Origin of the sequence: Arthrobacter sp. FW306-2-2C-D06B (genome assembly GCF_021789175.1) — a bacterium.
Taxonomy (GTDB): domain Bacteria; phylum Actinomycetota; class Actinomycetes; order Actinomycetales; family Micrococcaceae; genus Arthrobacter.
In genome coordinates this window covers 2,568,456-2,586,592 of the sequence record NZ_CP084560.1, presented here as the reverse complement: position 1 = coordinate 2,586,592, position 18,137 = coordinate 2,568,456, and the positions used below count along the sequence as shown (strand labels likewise).

The window sequence follows — 18,137 nt, the reverse complement described above, 5'->3', positions numbered from 1 at the left end:
CCGTGACTTTCCACTACCTCGAGTCCGCCGCCGACCCGCGCGTTGCCGACTACACGCAACTGACGGATGTCCACCTCCGCAAGCTCCGCGAGCCCCTCGAGGGCATGTACATCGCCGAATCGTCCCGGGTGCTGCGACGCGCCCTTGCGGCCGGCCACCAGCCCCGATCCTTCTTCCTGGCGGAGAAATGGCTGGAGGATCTCGACGACGTTTTCCAACAGTTCCCCGAGGTGCCGGTCTACGTCGGCAAGGCGTCCCTGCTTGAGGAAATCACGGGATTCCACCTGCACCGCGGAGCCATGGCAGCCATGCATCGGCCGGCGCCGGTGCCCCTTGAAGAACTTCTTGCCGGGGCGCATCGGGTGGCTGTCCTCGAGGACGTCGTCGACCACACGAACGTCGGGGCCATTTTCCGTTCCGCGGCCGCGCTGGGAGTGGACGCCGTGCTCGTTTCCCCGCGCTGCGGGGACCCCCTGTACCGCCGCAGCGTCCGGGTGAGCATGGGCACCGTCTTCCAGGTTCCCTGGGCACGGCTGGAGGCCTGGCCGGGCGACCTCGAACGGCTCAAGGAGCAGGGCTTCACCGTCGCCGCCATGGAGCTGACTGACGACGCCGTGGACCTTGACGCGCTTGCCGCAAGCAACCCCGGCAAGCTCGCCCTCGTGCTCGGCACAGAAGGCGCGGGCATGAGCCCGGAGACGCTCGCCGCCGTCGACCTCGCCGTTAGGATACCCATGCGCGCAGGCGTCGACTCGCTCAACGTCGCTGCCGCCTCTGCCGTGGCCTTCTGGGAGTTGCGCCCGCGCGACTGACGCGGCTGGTTCAAGGAAGGTGCGGTTTCCGCTATGATTGATTGTTGGCCCGGCACTGGCTATCTGTTTTCAGTGCGCGGACCGAATCCATTCATACCTGGCAGCTGGCAAAATCCAGCTGCGTGAACAAAAGGTCCCATTATGAAGTCTGATATCCACCCGAAGTACGAAGCTGTTGTATTCAACGACCTGGCTTCCGGCGTCAAGTTCCTGACCAAGTCCACCGTGTCTTCTTCCAAGACCATCGAGTGGGAAGACGGCAACACCTACCCGGTCATCGACGTCGAAATCTCCTCGGAGTCCCACCCGTTCTACACGGGCAAGCAGCGCATCATGGACTCTGCAGGCCGCGTCGAGCGCTTCAACGCTCGCTTCAAGGGCTTCGGCGGCAAGAAGTAATCAACTTCACCTCCAAGCTTCTGTGAAAGCCCGCACCCGCCGTATCTTCGGCGGCTGCGGGCTTTCGCGTTTTCCGGCAGGATGGAAACCATGACTTCCAGCATGGCATTCCAACATGGCGAACCCCGGCTCCATGGCGAATACAAGGTCCCCGGCGGAAAACTCGTCGTAGTTGACCTGGACGTCGTGGACGGTCGGTTCGCGAACGTCTCACTCAGTGGCGACTTCTTCCTGGAACCGGACGAGGCCCTGATGGACATCAACCGGGCGCTCATGGGCCTTCCGGAAAGTTCGACGGCGACCGAGATTTCCGCTGCTGTCTCAGCCGCGCTGCCTGCCGACTCGGTCCTGTTCGGCTTCTCCGCCGACGCCGTCGCTGTTGCTGTCCGAAGGGCGCTGTCCAAGGCCAGCGGGTGGGCGGACCACCAGTGGGAGGTCATCCCGCCGTCGGTCCTCCCCACGCACCTCAACGTAGCGCTGGACGAGGTCCTCACGGAGCAGGTCGGGGCCGGGCTCCGGAACCCCACCTTGCGCTTCTGGGACTGGGAAGAGCCGTCAGTGGTGATCGGCAGCTTCCAGTCTTACCGCAACGAGGTGGATCCCGACGGCGTCGCGCGCCACGGCATCACGGTGGTCCGGCGCATCAGCGGCGGGGGAGCGATGTTCATGGAGGCCGGAAACTGCATCACCTATTCGCTCTATGTGCCACAGAGCCTCGTGGATGGCATCAGCTTTGCCGACTCCTACGCGTTCCTGGACGCGTGGGTCATGGCTGCCCTGGAAAAGCTGGGCATCGCCGCGTTCTATGTCCCGCTCAATGACATCGCCACCGGGCAAGGCAAGATCGGCGGCGCCGCGCAAAAGCGCCTCGCCAACGGCGGCATGCTGCACCACGTCACCATGAGCTACGACATCGACGCCGACAAGATGGTGGAGGTCCTGCGCATCGGCAAGGAAAAGCTTTCCGACAAAGGAACCCGCAGCGCAAAGAAGCGTGTGGATCCGCTCCGCCGGCAAACCGGCCTGGCGCGAACTGAGATCATCAAGGCCATGCAGGAGGTTTTCTCCGAGCGCTACGGGGCCACGGAGTCCCGCATCACAGACGTCGAACTTGCAACAGCCCGGGAGCGGGTGCAGTCAAAGTTCGGTACCGAAGAATGGCTGCACCGTGTCCCTTAACTGCGGGTGTTCCTTAACCGCGCGTGTCCCTTAACTGCGGGTGTCCCTTAACTGCCGGGGTTCCCTAGTTACCCGGCCCGGTACGCGTTCACTGCCTGTTCCATGACCGGACTGTAGAGCGGCCATGAATCGGCGGGAGCCGCCACGATGAGGACGCTGCTGCCCTTGCTGCCCGCTACGAGGCAAGCTATCTCGCGGTAGCGATTGTTGCCCACGTGGGTCACATAGCTGTCCTCCACGCAGGAACCCGTGCCTCCGCGGAAAGCCATTCCGGTTCGCTCAGCGATTTCGCTGGGTGACGAGGAGTTCTCGTCCGCCAGGTGATCGAGCCTGAAGCTGTTCCAATTGTCCAGCGTCTCGCTGCCCTGCCGGGGCGTGGCGTTGAGGTATATCGCCAGTTCGCCGGTTGACGACGAGACAGCCGCGGACACGCTGCCGGGATCGCTTTCCACAGGGCTGGCATCGGGTGGGACCGAAAGGACCCCCGTGCCGTCCGGAAGTTCCATGGTTTTCCACCCGGCCGGTGCCGGTGCTGGCTTGAACCACGCGAACGGCGCTTCCGTGGACTGAACGGTGCGGGAACCCGGGCTTTGAACAGCCGAACTGCAAGCTGCGACGGCCATCAGCGCGATGGTCGTTCCCAGGAAGAGCCCGGCGAGCAGCGTTGTCCTATGGCGAAGTGGCACGCTACCGGTTTCCATCGCCGTCATCCGGTCCGCCGTTATCGTCGCCGTCGCGGTCGCCGCCATTCGGGTGCCGCGGCGGCGGCGGAGCCATGTGGGGAAGCGCCGGTGCTGGAGGCGGAACGACGGCCGGCGGCGCTGGGGGTGGCGGAACGACGGCGGGCGGGACTGTGGCTGGCGGGGCAGGGGACGAAACCGCCGGGGGCGCGGTTGGCGTCGCCGTCGGGCTCGTCGACGGCGTTGCGGGAGTCGGCGTCGTTGTCGGCGCTGGTGACGGCGTGCTTGGGGCGGGCGTGGTACTCGCCGGCGGGCTTGCAGACACCGGAGCGGCCGGCTGTCCGCCGAAGCAGGCTCCGAGCAAAAGGGTGGTGCCCAGCGCTGCGGCGGCAAGCACGGGGCGGGGAAACTTCATGGTGACCGTCCTCAAGAAAGGCCCATGCGGGGCGCCGGGCTTTGCATCTAAAGACGACACCGGCGATCCCCTTGGTTCAAGGCCGGCTCGTCAGCCCCGGATTGCCGCCCCCGAGTCAGCCCTGCTGCGGCCCTCCGGCATCTTGTTGCGACGCACCGGCGGCTTGGGCCGTCAGCGCGCGGAACAAATGGCTGCGCTGCTCAATGACGATGCGCCGGAGCGCCCGCGGAGCTGCGGTGTGGGCGCTGAGCCAATCGTCCGTGCGCCGAAGCACAGGATGGTCTGCGGGAGCCATTCCCGCTTGCAGATCCTGGGCTGAGGGGAACAGGCCCCGCACAATCCGGCTCGCGATCTCGATGCTCCGCGAGTGCCAGATATCTTCCAAGCAGTCGAAGTACGGTTCGGTGAAGCCATCCAGGAGCCCGGACGGGGCAAGGGAGAAACCTGCGATGGCCGCGCTCAGGATCTCGTTGGAGAGCCCGGTGTCGTCGACCGCGGCATCCCATGCGGCCGTCTTGACGGCGGCATCCGGACGGGCAGCTGCGGCCAGGGCATGGCCTTCGCGTCCCGCCGCGGTGTGGTCCAGGGCGAGTTCGGCATCCAGTTCCGGTAGCGTGGCCGCTCCGTTGGCTGCCAATGCCTGCCACAGGCTCCACCGAAGATCCGCATCCACCGTGAGGCCGTCCACTATCACGCTTCCGGTGAGAAGGCCTCGGAAGAACTCGACATACGCGCCGTCATGGCGCGACAATTCCGCCAGAGTCCTGGCCCACGCGAGTTGCTGGTCGGAACCCGGCTCGGAGGTCCGCAGCTGCATCGCGCTGGCCGCCATCAGGCTCGCCCGGACCTCGTACCGCTGCGGAGCGGGGACGTAGCGCTCGACGGCGGTCACCGCGTTGCCCAGAACGTTCAGAAGGACGCCGATTCCCGGTTCGGCCGGGGCGAAGCGTTCGACGGCGGCGACGTACAGCGCCGCGGGGGTAACGGCGTCGCGCGCTGAATCCCACAAGGCTGTCCAGCACAACGCCCGGGCCATCGGATCGCTGAGCCGGTCCAAGGAGGAACGCACGGTTGCCTCGGACTCCGCATCGAGGCGCACCTTGGCATAACTGAGGTCGTCGTCGTTGACGAGGAGGAGGGACGGGCGCGGCTTTCCCGCGAGTTCCGCGACGGGCGTGTCGGCGCCTTCGATGTCCAGCTCGATGCCCTCCGTGCGGTGCAACCGGCCGCCGTCATCAAAGTTGTAGAGACCGATCCTGAGCCTATGCGGCCGGTGTTCCTGCTTGCCCGTGATGGGGTCCACGGAGTCCTGGCGCACGGTGACTGCCGCCATGGCATCGCCGCTCCCGGAGATTTCGGCCGCAATGGTGGAGATCCCCGATGTCTGCAGCCACTGGCGGGCCCACGTGCCAAGGTCCCGGCCCGATGCCGTGCCCAGGGCTTCGAGGAGGTCGGTCAATGAGGTGTTGCCGTACTCGTGATCCTTGAAGTAGCGTCGCGAGCCGGCAATGAACGCCTCGAACCCGACGTAGGCCACCAATTGCTTCAGGACGGATGCACCCTTGGCATAGGTAATGCCGTCGAAGTTCTGCTTGGCGGCTTCCAGGTCCGGAATGTCCGCGACGATCGGGTGGGTCGTGGGCAACTGGTCCTGCACGTAGGCCCAGGACTTGCGCTTGTTCGCGAAATTCACCCAGGCGCTGTCCCAGTCCGTGGCCCTGTCCACGCCGAGGGTGCCCATGTAGTCGGCGAAGGATTCCTTGAGCCAGAGATCATCCCACCAGGTCATGGTCACGAGGTCTCCGAACCACATGTGGGCCATCTCGTGCATGAGGGTGTTGGCGCGGGCTTGGTACTGGGCATCGGTGGCCCGCGAAGTGAAGACGTATTTCTCGGTGAAGGTGACCAGGCCGGGATTCTCCATGGCGCCAAGGTTGTACTCGGGCACGAACGCCTGATCGTACTTCCCCCACGGGTACGGGTAGTCGAAGAGCTCGTTGAAGAAGTCCAGGCCGTTCTTCGTCAGCCGGAAAAGCTCGGCGGCATCGAAGGACTCCTGCATAGATGCGCGGCAATAGAGCGCCAGCGGAACCTCAAGGCGGGTCCCGTCGTCGAGCGTCTTGCTCCAGTGGTCCGTGGCGCGGAAATAGGGACCGGCGAGGACGGTGGTGATGTAGGTGGACATCCGCTGGGTGGTGGCGAAATCCCAGCGGCTCGTGGCCGGATCGCTCGTGAGTTGCGTACGGGAGAGCTCGGCGCCGTTGGAGGCCACCTGCCAGGCGGAAGGCGCCATGACGTGGAAGGTGAATTCGGCCTTCAGGTCCGGCTGTTCGAAGTTCGCGAAGACGCGGCGGGCGTCCGCCGGTTCGTATTGCGTGTAGAGGTAGCACTGACCGTCGGCGGGATCGACGAATCGGTGCATGCCCTCTCCGGACCGGCTGTAAAGGGCGGTTCCGGTGACCGTGACCTGGTTTTCGGCCTGGAGATTGTTGAGGTGGATCCTGTCGCCGTCCACTACCTCGGCGACGTCGAGCCCTTTTCCGTTGAGGAAGACGCTGTGCACGCCACCGTGGATGAAATCCAGGAAGGTGGAGGAACCAGGCTGTGCCGAAAAGTTGATGACGCTGCGGCTTGTGTACCCTGGCACGCCCGTATCGGCGGCTTGGCGGACGTCAAGGGAGACATCGTAGCTGTGGGTGCTGATCAGGGCTGAACGGGTGGCGGCTTCAGCGCGCGCCAAGTTGTGATTCGACACCCAGCTATCTAATCATGAGCAAGACGGCGCCCAAGCCCAACAGGGCGATCAGGAACCAGGAGCCAAGCGCAACGAGCGCGGCGCGGCCACCCGTGTGCAACAGGGTGCGGACACGGACCGCCGAACCCAGCCCGAACAGGGCCGAGGCGAGCAGGATGTCCTGGAGTGCTCCCGCTGCGTCCAGCACGCCCGGGCCCAACCAGCCCAAGGAACGTACGGCCACCATCGCGATGAACCCGAGCACGAAGAGCGGGACGATCGGCGGGAACTTGCCGCCGTCGTCGTTCGCTTCGGTGCCGTTGCGCGACTTCCGACGCATCGACCATCGTTGCGTGAGCCCGGCTCCGGCAACGATGGGGGCGAGCAGGACCACCCTGGTCAGTTTCACGACGACGGCGAGCGCCAGCGCCACGGGACCGGCGGTCTGTGCCGTCGCGACCACCTGGCCGACGTCGTGCACGGAAGCGCCGGTCCAGGCCCCGAATTGTTCAGGGCTCAGGCCCAAGGGGTGCATGAGCAGTGGCAGGACGCCGATGGCGAGCGTCCCGCAAAGCGTCACCAGGGCAACGGGCAGGACAGTGTCCTGGTGTTTGATGCGGCGCACCGCGGCCATGGCGCCGATCGCCGAGGCGCCGCAAATGGAGAAGCCGGTGGCTATCAGCAGGGCGCCCTCTCGCGGAAGCTTCACCAGGCGGGCCAGCCCATACGTGCCGGCGAAACTGAGGAGCACGACGGCGGCGATCAGGACGAGCGCAAACCAGCCAAGGTCGAGGACATCGACAACGCTGACCTTCAAGCCCAGTAGCACGATGCCCGCCCGCATGTGGTGCTTGCCGGCGAAGTCCAGCCCCGGGCGGGCGCGTCCGGCAGCCCATGCCGCCGTGCCCGGTATATTTGCAGCTAACAAACCCAGCGCTACAGCGGCTGTCATGGCAGGGATGGGGGGAAGCAGGGCATGGACGATGAAGGCAAGTCCAGTGGCTGCCACTGCCATGACAATCCCGGCTCCCCATCGGGAGACGGAGGCCGCGAAACGATGGGGGTGCATTCGTCAACCTTGATGCATGCAAGCGCTGAAATGCGAACCGGGTTCACACTTGGTATCGCAACATGCAGGACGCGAAATGCGTTCGTAATCGAAAAGGTGATTGTCTGAATCCCATGTCAGAGCTATTCCGGGATTACTCCGAGGCCGCCGCCCGCTCCGGCGCCTACGACGAAATGTTCGCCCCAGGCACCGTTGCCCGAAAGTCCTACGGCCAGGTGGACGGCGCACTCCGCGAGCTTTCACTTGCCGATGTGAGCGCCCGTGCCGAGTCGATGGCACGGACCTTCCTGGACCGCGGCGTGACCTTCGATTATGCGGGGGAGGAGAGACCCTTCCCGCTGGATATCGTGCCAAGGGTGATTCCGGCTGACGAATGGGACGTCCTTGAGCGTGGGGTCAAGCAGCGCGTCCGCGCCTTGGAGGCGTTTCTGGACGATGTCTACGGTCGGATGGCGGTGGTCGCTGACGGAGTAGTGCCGCGGGCATTGGTGACCACCAGTGCGCATTTCCACCGGGCGGTGCATGGTTTCGAGCCCGCCGGCGGAGTGCGCGTACACGTGTCCGGTATCGACGTCGTCCGCGATGCCGCGGGCACGTTCCGGGTTCTGGAGGACAACGTCCGCGTGCCTTCCGGGGTGTCGTACGTGTTGGAGAACCGGCGGGCGATGGCAAAGGGTTTGCCGGAGGCGTTCGGGCAGCAGCACATCCGTCCGGTCGAGGAATACCCGCGCCGTCTGCTGTCGGCGTTGCGGAAGACCGCGCCGTCGGGGGTGGACGACCCCACCGTGGTGGTCTTGACCCCTGGCGTCTTCAACAGCGCCTACTTCGAACACACACTGCTGGCCGGGTTGATGGGCGTTGAACTGGTAGAGGGCAGGGACCTGATCTGCCGCGGTAACCGGGTCTACATGCGCACCACGGCCGGCGAGCAGCGCGTGGATGTGATTTACAAGCGGATCGATGATGAGTTCCTGGATCCGCTGCAGTTCCGCTCCGATTCCATGCTCGGCTGTCCGGGACTGGTGAACGCAGCCAGGGCAGGCGGGGTGACCATCGCGAACGCCGTAGGCAACGGTGTGGCCGATGACAAGCTGGTCTATTCCTACGTGCCGGACCTGATTCGTTACTACCTGCACGAAGAGCCCGTGATCGCCAACGTGGAGACTTTCCGCTTGGAAGAGAAGGAAGCGCGCGAGCAAGTCCTCGACCGGCTCGAGGAACTCGTGGTCAAGCCGGTGGATGGTTCGGGAGGCAAGGGCCTGGTGATCGGTCCTGATGCTTCACGGGACGAGCTGGATGCCCTGCGGAAGCGGGTGTTGGCGGATCCGCGCGGCTGGATCGCCCAGCCCGTGCTGCAGCTTTCCACGGTTCCAACCCTTTCGGGAGACCGCTTCGGCCCCCGGCACGTGGACTTGCGTCCGTTCGCGGTCAACGACGGCGACGACGTCTGGGTGCTGCCCGGCGGGCTGACCCGGGTTGCCCTGAAGGAAGGATCGCTCATCGTGAACTCTTCCCAAGGTGGTGGTTCCAAGGACACCTGGGTACTCTCGGACTCCCCGCAACTGCCCGCCGTCGAACTGCCCCGTTCCTCCATCACGGTCCGTGAGCAGGTCTCGGTGTGGCCGGTCGAAAGCAACTGGCGGGACCGCCAATCGGACCAGCAGCAGTGATCCGTCACGCTATGGTGCCGGAGCAGGATACATTCATCGTCACGACGCAGGACCCGAAGGAGGCACAGCCCCATGCTGAGCCGTATTGCTGAATCCCTTTTCTGGATCGGCCGTTACGTGGAGCGGGCCGACGGAACGGCCAGAATCCTGGACGTCCATCTTGAACGCCTGAACCACCTTCCGCTCGAGGAGCAACGCAGCGTGGCGCGGGAACTCCTGGCCGTCATGGGAGCCCGGCCGCAGAGTGAAGAATTCGGTTTGCCGGAGCTGCTTCACGCCCTCGCCTACGACAAGACGAGTGCCACGTCCATCGCCGGATCCCTCGGGGCTGCGCGTGAGAATGCGCGGCGGGCACGCGAAACCGTGTCCTCCTCCTTGTGGGAGAGCCTCAACACGACGTACTACGGGCTGAACCAGCACCGCAAGGACGTGGTGGGTACATACCGTTTCTGCAACTGGGTACTGGAACGCACCGCCATGGTCAGGGGCCTCGCGGACACCACGGTGAGCCACGACGAAAGCTGGCTTTTCCTTGTCCTCGGCCGTTCGCTCGAGCGTGCCGACATGACCGCGCGGATGCTGTCCACCAGGGATGTCCTCTCCGCCGGAATGTCATGGGTGAACATGTTGCGTTGCGCCGGTGCGTACGAGTCATTCCTCCGGACCCGCCGGGCGGCCTTCGGAGACCAGCACGCTGCCGAGTTCCTCCTGCTGGACCGTTTGTTCCCGCGCTCCATCGTCTTCGCCCTGCGCGACGCCGACGAGTGCCTCGCCAAGCTGGATCCCTCAGCGCAACGGGTGGGCTTCATCAATGACGCCCGTCGGATCGTCGGCCAGGCCCGTACCTTCCTTGAGTTCCATCGGACGGACGATCTCATGTCCGAGCTGCCCGAGCATATGGACCGGGTCCAGAAGGCCGTCACGCAGGCCTCCGACGCGATTTCCCGTAAGTACTTCAATCAGGCGGATGAACTGGCCTGGGTGGGAGAAGTTTCATGACCCGGCTGAGCATCGTCCACAAGACGGCCTACAAATACAACCGCCGCGTGACCTTGTCGTACAACGAGGCACGCATGACGCCTCTGACCGATCCGCAACAGGTGGTCCTCGAATCCTCACTGAAGATCACGCCGTCGCAGGCTGCCGTGAGCACTTATCGTGACTATTGGGGCACCCGCGTGACCGCCTTCGACATGCAGATGCCGCACGAGCGACTCGAAGTGGTGGCCACCACCACCGTTGAGGTCCACCGGGTGGAGAGGGTGGCCCTGGACGAAGAGATTGTTGGCTGGGACGTGATGGCTTCCGACGAGATCCGGGACCAGTTCAGTGACTGGTTGCCGCAGTCGCAGCTCAGTGGTCCGGGGGAGGAAGTGCTCGGCATCATTCCCGCCGTCGTGGCCGGCAAGAATCCGCACGAGACAGCCATGGCCATTTTCGACTGGATGCGCGGCGAAATGAGCTATGTGAAGGGCACAACGGGCGTCACTACCAACGCCGAGGAAGCCTGGAACCAGCGTCAAGGAGTCTGCCAGGACCTGGCCCACTTGGCCATCGGTTCGCTTCGCAGCTGCGGCATTCCGGCCCGTTACGTGTCCGGTTACATCCATCCACGGCCCACGGCCGAGATCGGTGAAACAGTCGCAGGCCAATCCCACGCGTGGCTGGAATGGTGGGACGGCGAATGGCGCAGCTGGGATCCCACCAACCACAAGCCTGCCGGAGATCTCCACGTCACTGTGGCGCGGGGCCGGGACTACCGGGATGTTCCTCCCTTGAAGGGCATCCTGTCCGGCGGTGGCGGCTCAGGCCTCACCGTGACGGTCGAGATCACGCGGCTCACCTAGGAGGCCTGCGGCCCTCCGCCTGGATTTACCAGGGGGAGGGCTTGTAGTCCTTCAGGAAGACGCCGTACTGGTCTTCGCCGTTTTCGCCCATGACGATGGGATCGTAGACACGCGCCGCCCCGTCCACGAGGTCGAGGGGTGCGTGGAAGCCTTCCTCCATGAGCCGGACTTTGGTGTAATGCGGGCGTTCGTCCGTGATCCAGCCGGTATCGACGGCGGTCATCAGGATCCCGTCGCTGTCCAGCATTTCTTGTGCGCTGGTCCGCGTCATCATGTTCAACGCGGCCTTTGCCATATTGGTATGCGGGTGCCCGGGGCCTTTGTAGGCGCGGGAGAACTGCCCTTCCATGGCTGAGACATTCACGATGTACTTCCTGCGTGCGGTGGAGCGCTTCATGGCCCCGCGGAGCCGGCTGACCAAGAGGAACGGCGCCGTGACGTTGCAGAGTTGAACCTCGAGCATCTCGAGCGGATCGACTTCGTCCACCACTTGGGTCCAGCTGTTGATGGCCGCAAGGTCGGGAACCAGGCCGCCGGCGTCGATCGCGGTACCTGTCGCGATCCGCGCCAACGACGCGGAGCCCGTGGACAAAGCGAGCGAGGTAATCGCATCACCTGCCAGCACGGGATGATCGGTGACACTTTGCGTGATGGCCAAGGGGTGCTTGTCGTGGGCATGGCCGAACGTGACCAGCTCCGGGCCGCCATTGGCTGCCTGAAGGGCCTCGGGCAGTGGCTCATCCTCGGCATCCACCAGGGGCTTGTACGCATTCCCCGAACGCCGGACTGTCTGGGCGGCGTTGTTGATGATGATGTCGAGCGGGCCGGCTTCGTTGAGGGAGTCCGTGAGCGCCATGACCTGTGACGGATCCCGGAGGTCGATGCCCACAATCCTGAGCCGGTGCAACCAGTCCGCGCTGTCTTCCATGGCGGCGAAGCGTCGCGCCGCGTCCTTGGGGAAGCGGGTGGTGATCGTGGTGTGCGCGCCGTCGCGGAGCAAGCGAAGGGCGATATACATGCCGATCTTGGCGCGCCCACCCGTCAGGAGGGCACGGCGTCCGCTCAGGTCCGTGCGGGCATCGCGCTTACTGTGGCTGAAGGCCGCGCATTCCGGGCACAACTGGTGGTAGAACGCGTCTACTTGCGTGTAGTGCTGCTTGCAGATGTAGCAGGGCCTGGACCGGATGAGGTGGCCCGCGATTTCGCCCGTGGCCGAGGTAGCCAGCTTGTTCCCGCGGGTCTCGTCGTCGATCCTGTCCGGGGCTGCGGTGGCAGTCAACGCAATGACAGCACGATCGGCTTCCGCGATCTCGTCCCGCTTGGTGACCCGGCGGTGGCGCTTGACGGCCTTGAACATCTTTCCCGTGGCACGCCGGATGGCGACGTAGTCCGGGTGCTCCTCGTCGTAGGCGTGGATGGTGTTCAAGACCTTGAGGCAGGCCTGGATCTCTTCAGGCGTCAAATCGGCGGGGCTCATTGGGTCAATTTTACAGGGTCGGGCACAGCAAAGCCTCCCGTGCGGCAGTGGCGGGAAGCCTGCTGTCGCCCGGGAGGCCGGGGCTGTCTTGGTTCCGGGGTCCCGGGTCAGGCCTCTACCGAGGAAGCCTGGATTTTCGTGACCTGCTCCGCGGAGTCCCTGATGTCGGGGAACTTCTCGGTGGCAGCCTTGATCGCCTCGGGCACCGAGCGGCGGTATTCAGCCGCCAGGGCGAGCTCGGAGGCCTCCGGCTCAGGTACCACCTGGTCCTTTGCGAGCACGGTGATTCCGGATTCAGTGACCTTGAAGCCGCGGGCCCGGTCGAGGTCGGGATCCAAGCCAATGGCAGCCCCGGCGGGCACTTTCACGTTTTTGTCGATGATGGCTCGCTTCACCACGGCACCTGCGCCGATGCGCACTTTATCCATCAGCACCGAGTCCTGGACCCTGGTGGCCGGTCCTACGTAGACGTCGTTGGACAGCACGGACCCTTCCACGATTCCGCCGGAGATTACCGAGCCACTGGCCACGATGGAGTCCAGCGCGGTGCCCACGGTGCTGTTCTCGCCCCGGACGAACTTAGCCGGCGGTGAAATACTCTGCCGCGTGTAGATGGGCCATTCCGAGTTGTACAGGTTGAAGATCGGAACGGGTGAAATCAGGTCCATGTGGGCGTCATAGAACGAATCGATGGTTCCAACGTCGCGCCAATACGTGCGGTCGCGTTCGGTGGAACCGGGAATGTCGTTGAGCGTGAAGTCGTAGACGCCCGCCTCACCCTGGGACACGAAGTAGGGGATGATGTCGCCGCCCATGTCGTGTTTGGTGTCCAGGCGCTCCGCATCGATGCGAAGTGCTTCCACCAGGGCGTCGGCGTCGAAGACATAGTTGCCCATGGAGGCAAGGAACTGCGAGGGATCAGCGGCGAGGCCTTCCGTTTCGGCAGGCTTTTCAACGAACGCCGAAATCTTCTGCGGATCGTTCTTGTCGACCTCGATCACGCCGAACTGGTTGGCCATGTTCAGCGGCTGGCGGACGGCCGCAACTGTGGCCTTGGCGCCGCTGGCCACGTGCTGTTGGACCATCTGCTGGAAGTCCATGCGGTAAACGTGGTCCGCACCGACAACGACAACAATGTCGGGGTTGGCGTCGTGAATCAGGTTCAGGGACTGGTAGATGGCATTCGCGCTGCCGAGGAACCAGCTCTTGCCCACGCGCTGCTGGGCGGGAACCGAGGCCACATATCTTCCCAGCTGGGTGGACATCCGCCAGGTCTCGGAAATGTGGCGGTCAAGACTGTGCGACTTGTACTGGGTCAGCACCACGATCTGGAGGTACCCGGAATTGACCAGATTCGAGAGAGCGAAATCGATCAATCGATAGCCCCCCGCAAACGGCACCGCAGGTTTTGCCCTGTCTGCCGTCAATGGCATAAGGCGGTTTCCTTCGCCGCCAGCCAACACAATTGACAATACTTTCTTCAACGCCATGGTGTTTGCTCTCCCTGTACGTCTTTGTAGCCCCCGAAAAAAGCCCGGGTTGCCGGACCCTTTCACACTAGAACACATACTCCGGAAGGACTACGTTAGGTAGCGTGCGCGTAGACATTGTGACTAAAGAGTTTCCACCCGAAATCTATGGCGGGGCCGGTGTGCATGTTGCCGAGCTCAGCCGCGTCCTGGCGAAGCATGTGGATCTGCAGGTGCGTGCCTTCGGCGCGCCCCGCGATGCGGACTTCCACGGTGCAACGGTGACGTCGTATTCCACTCCGGATGATCTGGGGGCGGCGAATGCCGCCGTCCAGACCCTCGGGGTGGATTTGCGCATCGTGCCGGACATCGCCGGAGCGGACCTGGTCCATTCCCATACCTGGTATGCCAACATGGCCGGCCACCTGGCGTCGCTGTTGCACGGGATACCCCATGTGCTCAGCGCCCATAGCCTGGAGCCGTTGCGGCCGTGGAAAGCGGAGCAGCTCGGTGGTGGCTACGCGTTGTCCTCATGGGTTGAAAAGACCGCCTATGAAGCTGCCGCGGCTATCATCGCCGTCTCGGACGGCATGCGGAACGACATCCTGCGCAGCTATCCGAACGTGGATCCGGCCAAGGTCCGGGTGGTCCACAACGGCATCGACGTCGACATGTGGCAGCCGGACGAAGGCGAAGACGCAATTCGCGCCCTCGGCATCGATCCCGCCAAGCCCAGTGTGGTCTTTGTTGGGCGGAACACCCGCCAGAAGGGTGTCCCCTACCTCCTGAAGGCTGCGGCCAGCCTGCCGGAAGATGTGCAGCTTGTGCTGTGCCTGGGCGCGGCGGACACCCCGGAACTCGCGGCGGAAACGGCCCGGCTCATCGAGGACCTGCAGGGCAAGCGCGAAGGTGTCCTGGTCATTGAACGCATGCTTCCGAGGCACGAACTCATCCAGGTCCTCAGCCATGCCACGGCCTTCGCTTGCCCGTCGATCTACGAGCCCCTCGGCATCGTCAACCTCGAGGCCATGGCATGTGGCGCGGCCGTCGTGGCAAGCGCCACCGGCGGCATCCCCGAGGTGGTCCAGCACGGCGAAACGGGACTCCTGGTAGAACTGGAGCAGGTCACGGACGGTACAGGAACCCCGCTGGATCCCGAAAAGTTCGTCGCAGATTTCGCCGCTGCCCTCAACGAGGTTGTGTCCGATCCTGCCCGGGCCAAGGTCATGGGTGCCGCAGGCCGCGTCCGGGCCGAGGAGCACTTCTCCTGGGAGTCCATCACCGAAACAACCCTCGAGGTCTATCGTTCGGTGCTCGCCCCCTGACCCTCCAACCCAACTGACTCGCAGTTGTTGTCGTTATGAGGGCTCATAACGACAACAACTGCGAGCTAGTTGGGAAAGAACGACGACGGCGCCGCGCCCCCCAGCCGGGGGAGTGCGGCGCCGTCGTCGTTAAAGGATTCGGCAATTGTTCACCGGCCGGTCACGGCACGATGCTAGTTGAACTTTCTTCCCTTCAAGGCGAGGAGGCTCTTCTCCTCGGCGGGTGCGTTGCCGCTTGCCCGTTGCGCCTGGAAGTGGCCGCGGGCTTCGTCCTGGCGTTCCTTTTCGGCCCCCGAAGCGATGGGCGCGCGCAAGTGCTCGGGACCGTAGCCGAAGGAATCAACCAGGTCCAGGGCGTGGGGACGGATCTTGACGAGCAGCCTGTTGATGTAGGCCCCCACGGTGCGTCCGCGCTGCATGGAAAGGCGGCCGTTCATGAGGTACCAGGAAAGGTGCTTTTCGATGAGCGAGAGGCCGAACAGGTCGCGGAGCCACGTCAAGACGCGCACGGTGCCCGGATCGCCGACCTTGCCGAGGGCTTCCGTGAACGCTTCCCATTGCAGTAGTTCGGCGTGCGCTTGGGCGGCTTCAATCAAATCGTCCTGATGCTGGTTGAACAATGCCGCCGCCTGATGTTGCGGAAGCTTGTTCGCACCCTTGAGTGCAGCGCCAACCTCCGCCACCATGGACTGCACCCGGTCCGTCAGCAGTGTGCGTTGGCCTTCTTCGTCGCGCAGGGCGAGCGCGGCTTTCTGGACTGATCCCGTGTCCGCCACGAACTGCGCTACTTGCCGCAGGCCCGTGCGGTTGATGGCGACGTCCGCGGCCTGGGCGGCCACGAAGCGGGCAAGCACGCCGAAGTCGACGTTCCGGAACTCTTTGGCGTAGTCGGCCAGGAGGCGCTTGGCGACGAGCTGGAGAAGCACGGTGTTGTCGCCCTCGAAAGTGGCGTAGACGTCCAGGTCCGCGCGGAGCGAGGCGAAACGGTTCTCGATGAGGAATCCTGCGCCGCCGCAGGCCTCGCGGCACTCTTGCAGCGTGTCGAGGGCGTGCCAGGTACTCAGGGGCTTGAGGGCCGCGGCGAGGGTCTCGAGGTCCTGGCGGTCGGCGTCGGTGTCGTGCCTGCCGGAAAAGACGTCGTCGAACTTCTCGAGCAGCTGCTCGTGTGCGAAGCTCGCCGCAAAGGTTGTGGCAAGCCGGGTGAACAAGCGGCGCTGGTGCCGTTGGTAGTCCAGCAGGACTTCTTCGTCCGTGGGGGATGAGGCGTTGAACTGGCGCCGTTCGGCGGCGTACCGGATGGCGGTCGTCAGGGCCACCTTGCTCGCGGCGACTGCGGCGCCGTCGAGGGAGACGCGGCCCTGCACCAAGGTGCCAAGCATCGTGAAGAATCGCCGACCCGGGCTCGCGATGGGCGAGGTGTATTCGCCTTCGGGGGAGACGTTGCCGTAGCGGTTGAGCAGGTTGGTGCGGGGGACACGGACATCGGTGAAATGCAGGCGCCCGTTGTCGATGCCATTGAGTCCGCCCTTGATGCCGTCGTCCTCGCCGCCGATTCCGGGCAAGAACTCCTTGGTGTCCGGGTCCCTCAGCTCGACATAGAACGCGTGAACGCCGTGGTTAACGTTGCGGGTCACCAGCTGGGCGAACACGACGGCGGCGAGGCCGTCCTCGGCTGCGTTGCCGATGTAGTCCTTCCACGCGGCACGGAACGGAGTGTTGATGACGAACTCCTGGGTGGACTCGTCGTACGTGGCCGTGGTGGCGATGCTCGCAACATCGGAGCCGTGTCCGGTTTCCGTCATGGCGAAGCAGCCGGGGATCTCCAGGCTCATGATCCCGGGCAGCCATTTGTTCTGGTGCTCCTCAGTGCCGAGGTGCATCACCGCCGAACCGAAGAGGCCCCACTGGACGCCGGCCTTGATCTGCAGGGAAGGATCGGCAGTGACGAGTTCCTCGAACCCGGCGATGTTGCCGCCGTGGTCGTCCGAACCGCCGAGGCTGGCGGGGAAAGCCCGGTGCACGGCGTTGTTGTCCACGAGGTACTTGAGCTGCCCGAATACACGCTTGCGGTGCTCCGTATGCGTCAAGCCTTCGATCTTGTGCACCTCGGGGCGGCCCGCGAGGTCACGCGCCGTATGCCGGATATGGGCCCACTTGCCGAGCAGCAATTCGCCAAGAGCCGCTACGTCCACCGAAGGGGCGGGGGCAACAGGCTGCGTGGTTGCAGCCGTTCCCGCGGCCGCCCGGTTGCTGGAGGAGGTACGGTCCACTACTTCAGTCATGGTGATTCCTTCTTTGGTTCCGAACAACGTGGAGTCATTGCTGATATTCAGGAGAGTTGATCTTGAGTTCCGGGGCGATTCCCACGCACAGCCAATCCGTGATTTGGGCCGCCATGGTTTCCTGGTCGGGCTTTGCTGCGGAGGCGGGACTGCCCAGCCACCTCTCGCCGGCGTTGCGGACCAGTCCGATGGCCGCGGTGGGCCAGTAGTCGATCAATGCTTCCTTTTCCGCCCCCAGGTGTTCCCGCATGGGCCGGGCGATCATGGCACTGATCGACTCGAAGAAGTGGCCAAGGGCTCCTGAGGCGGCGATGGCGTCTTGCGCAGAGGGTTCGCCTTGCGAGAGCCGCGTGATGAACGCGTAGACGGCAGGGCTTGACTCCGCCATCTGCAGGTACGCGGAGACCATGGCGAACAGGCCTTCGCGTGGAGTCTGCGCGCTTTCCGCCGCTTCCTTCATCCGCCGTTGCATTTGTCCCAGCACTACTTCGCCCATTGCCTGCTGCAGGCCGGCTTTGTCCCCGAAATAGCGGTAGTACACGGACTTCGAGGTACTGGCGGCCGTCGCGATCTCCTCCATGGAGGCCTCGCTGCCCAGCGAATGTACAGCCTTTCGGGCGGCCTTGATGAGATCGCGCCGTCGCTCTTCGCGGTGGACCTGCCAGCGGGCGGCACGGCCGTCGACGGCGGGAGCCTCGCCGTCCGCGGGAGGCGCGGTCCCGGCGTTGTGTTCTGCAGGAAGACCGGGGCTGGGGATGTTCACGATACTCAGCGTATCA

General features: G+C 64.4%; 15 protein-coding genes. 7 read left to right on the top strand and 8 right to left on the bottom strand.

Features of this window, described 5'->3' with window-relative positions; all coding sequences use genetic code 11:
• The first annotated feature begins 2 nt into the window (after positions 1-2).
• From LFT47_RS12080 to LFT47_RS12070, 3 genes are all read left to right on the top strand, one after another.
• Positions 3-812: a TrmH family RNA methyltransferase gene (locus LFT47_RS12080; protein WP_236811085.1), complete on the top strand. Its 810-nt coding sequence runs from the start codon at positions 3-5 to the stop codon at positions 810-812.
• A gap of 141 nt (positions 813-953) precedes the next feature.
• On the top strand, positions 954-1,211 hold the full coding sequence (locus tag LFT47_RS12075; protein WP_009358283.1) for a type B 50S ribosomal protein L31: 258 nt from the start codon (positions 954-956) through the stop codon (positions 1,209-1,211).
• An 81-nt stretch (positions 1,212-1,292) separates the two neighbouring features.
• Positions 1,293-2,390 carry a lipoate--protein ligase family protein gene (locus LFT47_RS12070; protein ID WP_442863391.1) on the top strand — a complete coding sequence of 366 codons (1,098 nt, stop codon included), beginning with the start codon at positions 1,293-1,295 and terminating at the stop codon, positions 2,388-2,390.
• 68 nt (positions 2,391-2,458) lie between these two features.
• Here LFT47_RS12070 and LFT47_RS12065 read toward each other — a convergent pair whose 3' ends face one another.
• The 4 genes from LFT47_RS12065 to LFT47_RS12050 form a co-directional block, all read right to left on the bottom strand.
• On the bottom strand, positions 2,459-3,076 hold the full coding sequence (locus LFT47_RS12065; protein ID WP_236811080.1) for a hypothetical protein: 618 nt from the start codon (positions 3,074-3,076) through the stop codon (positions 2,459-2,461).
• A gap of 1 nt (position 3,077) precedes the next feature.
• On the bottom strand, positions 3,078-3,485 hold the full coding sequence (locus LFT47_RS12060) for a hypothetical protein (RefSeq protein ID WP_236811076.1): 408 nt from the start codon (positions 3,483-3,485) through the stop codon (positions 3,078-3,080).
• 115 nt (positions 3,486-3,600) lie between these two features.
• Positions 3,601-6,240, bottom strand: a complete 2,640-nt coding sequence (gene pepN, locus LFT47_RS12055; protein ID WP_236811071.1) for an aminopeptidase N — start codon at positions 6,238-6,240, stop codon at positions 3,601-3,603.
• A 4-nt stretch (positions 6,241-6,244) separates the two neighbouring features.
• A complete protein-coding gene (locus tag LFT47_RS12050) occupies positions 6,245-7,288 on the bottom strand; it encodes a YeiH family protein (protein ID WP_236811069.1) in 1,044 nt (347 codons plus the stop codon).
• 113 nt (positions 7,289-7,401) lie between these two features.
• Between LFT47_RS12050 and LFT47_RS12045 the strand changes: the two genes are divergently transcribed.
• From LFT47_RS12045 to LFT47_RS12035, 3 genes are all read left to right on the top strand, one after another.
• Positions 7,402-8,958 carry a circularly permuted type 2 ATP-grasp protein gene (locus tag LFT47_RS12045; protein ID WP_236811067.1) on the top strand — a complete coding sequence of 519 codons (1,557 nt, stop codon included), beginning with the start codon at positions 7,402-7,404 and terminating at the stop codon, positions 8,956-8,958.
• 72 nt (positions 8,959-9,030) lie between these two features.
• Positions 9,031-9,957 carry an alpha-E domain-containing protein gene (locus tag LFT47_RS12040; RefSeq protein WP_078108851.1) on the top strand — a complete coding sequence of 309 codons (927 nt, stop codon included), beginning with the start codon at positions 9,031-9,033 and terminating at the stop codon, positions 9,955-9,957.
• Positions 9,954-10,805 carry a transglutaminase family protein gene (locus tag LFT47_RS12035; protein ID WP_236811065.1) on the top strand — a complete coding sequence of 284 codons (852 nt, stop codon included), beginning with the start codon at positions 9,954-9,956 and terminating at the stop codon, positions 10,803-10,805. The genes LFT47_RS12040 and LFT47_RS12035 overlap by 4 nt, the downstream gene beginning before the upstream one ends.
• A gap of 25 nt (positions 10,806-10,830) precedes the next feature.
• Here LFT47_RS12035 and LFT47_RS12030 read toward each other — a convergent pair whose 3' ends face one another.
• The gene (locus tag LFT47_RS12030; protein ID WP_236811062.1) at positions 10,831-12,282 is read right to left on the bottom strand and encodes an SDR family oxidoreductase; all 1,452 of its coding nucleotides are present in this window, start codon (positions 12,280-12,282) and stop codon (positions 10,831-10,833) included.
• 107 nt (positions 12,283-12,389) lie between these two features.
• The gene (gene glgC, locus LFT47_RS12025; RefSeq protein ID WP_236811060.1) at positions 12,390-13,772 is read right to left on the bottom strand and encodes a glucose-1-phosphate adenylyltransferase; all 1,383 of its coding nucleotides are present in this window, start codon (positions 13,770-13,772) and stop codon (positions 12,390-12,392) included.
• 104 nt (positions 13,773-13,876) lie between these two features.
• On the opposite strand from glgC, the gene glgA reads away from it, so the two are divergent.
• On the top strand, positions 13,877-15,076 hold the full coding sequence (gene glgA / locus LFT47_RS12020) for a glycogen synthase (RefSeq protein ID WP_236811058.1): 1,200 nt from the start codon (positions 13,877-13,879) through the stop codon (positions 15,074-15,076).
• 173 nt (positions 15,077-15,249) lie between these two features.
• Here the strand turns inward: glgA and LFT47_RS12015 are convergent, their stop codons facing one another.
• Complete coding sequence (locus tag LFT47_RS12015; protein ID WP_236811057.1) at positions 15,250-17,358, bottom strand: acyl-CoA dehydrogenase family protein; 2,109 nt, start codon at positions 17,356-17,358, stop codon at positions 15,250-15,252.
• A gap of 34 nt (positions 17,359-17,392) precedes the next feature.
• Positions 17,393-18,115 (bottom strand): TetR/AcrR family transcriptional regulator, encoded by a 723-nt coding sequence (locus tag LFT47_RS12010; RefSeq protein WP_236818541.1) that lies wholly within the window; start codon positions 18,113-18,115, stop codon positions 17,393-17,395.
• Positions 18,116-18,137: the final 22 nt, after the last annotated feature.

What these genes read in the sequence shown, in the direction of transcription:
- LFT47_RS12050 (WP_236811069.1), bottom strand. Translation starts at nt 7,288, where the DNA reads ATGCACCCCCATCGTTTCGCGGCCTCCGTCTCCCGATGGGGAGCCGGG.
- LFT47_RS12030 (WP_236811062.1), bottom strand. Translation starts at nt 12,282, where the DNA reads ATGAGCCCCGCCGATTTGACGCCTGAAGAGATCCAGGCCTGCCTCAAG.
- LFT47_RS12045 (WP_236811067.1), top strand. Translation starts at nt 7,402, where the DNA reads ATGTCAGAGCTATTCCGGGATTACTCCGAGGCCGCCGCCCGCTCCGGC.
- LFT47_RS12060 (WP_236811076.1), bottom strand. Translation starts at nt 3,485, where the DNA reads ATGAAGTTTCCCCGCCCCGTGCTTGCCGCCGCAGCGCTGGGCACCACC.
- LFT47_RS12040 (WP_078108851.1), top strand. Translation starts at nt 9,031, where the DNA reads ATGCTGAGCCGTATTGCTGAATCCCTTTTCTGGATCGGCCGTTACGTG.
- LFT47_RS12075 (WP_009358283.1), top strand. Translation starts at nt 954, where the DNA reads ATGAAGTCTGATATCCACCCGAAGTACGAAGCTGTTGTATTCAACGAC.
- glgC (WP_236811060.1), bottom strand. Translation starts at nt 13,772, where the DNA reads ATGGCGTTGAAGAAAGTATTGTCAATTGTGTTGGCTGGCGGCGAAGGA.
- LFT47_RS12070 (WP_442863391.1), top strand. Translation starts at nt 1,293, where the DNA reads ATGGAAACCATGACTTCCAGCATGGCATTCCAACATGGCGAACCCCGG.
- LFT47_RS12015 (WP_236811057.1), bottom strand. Translation starts at nt 17,358, where the DNA reads ATGACTGAAGTAGTGGACCGTACCTCCTCCAGCAACCGGGCGGCCGCG.
- LFT47_RS12035 (WP_236811065.1), top strand. Translation starts at nt 9,954, where the DNA reads ATGACCCGGCTGAGCATCGTCCACAAGACGGCCTACAAATACAACCGC.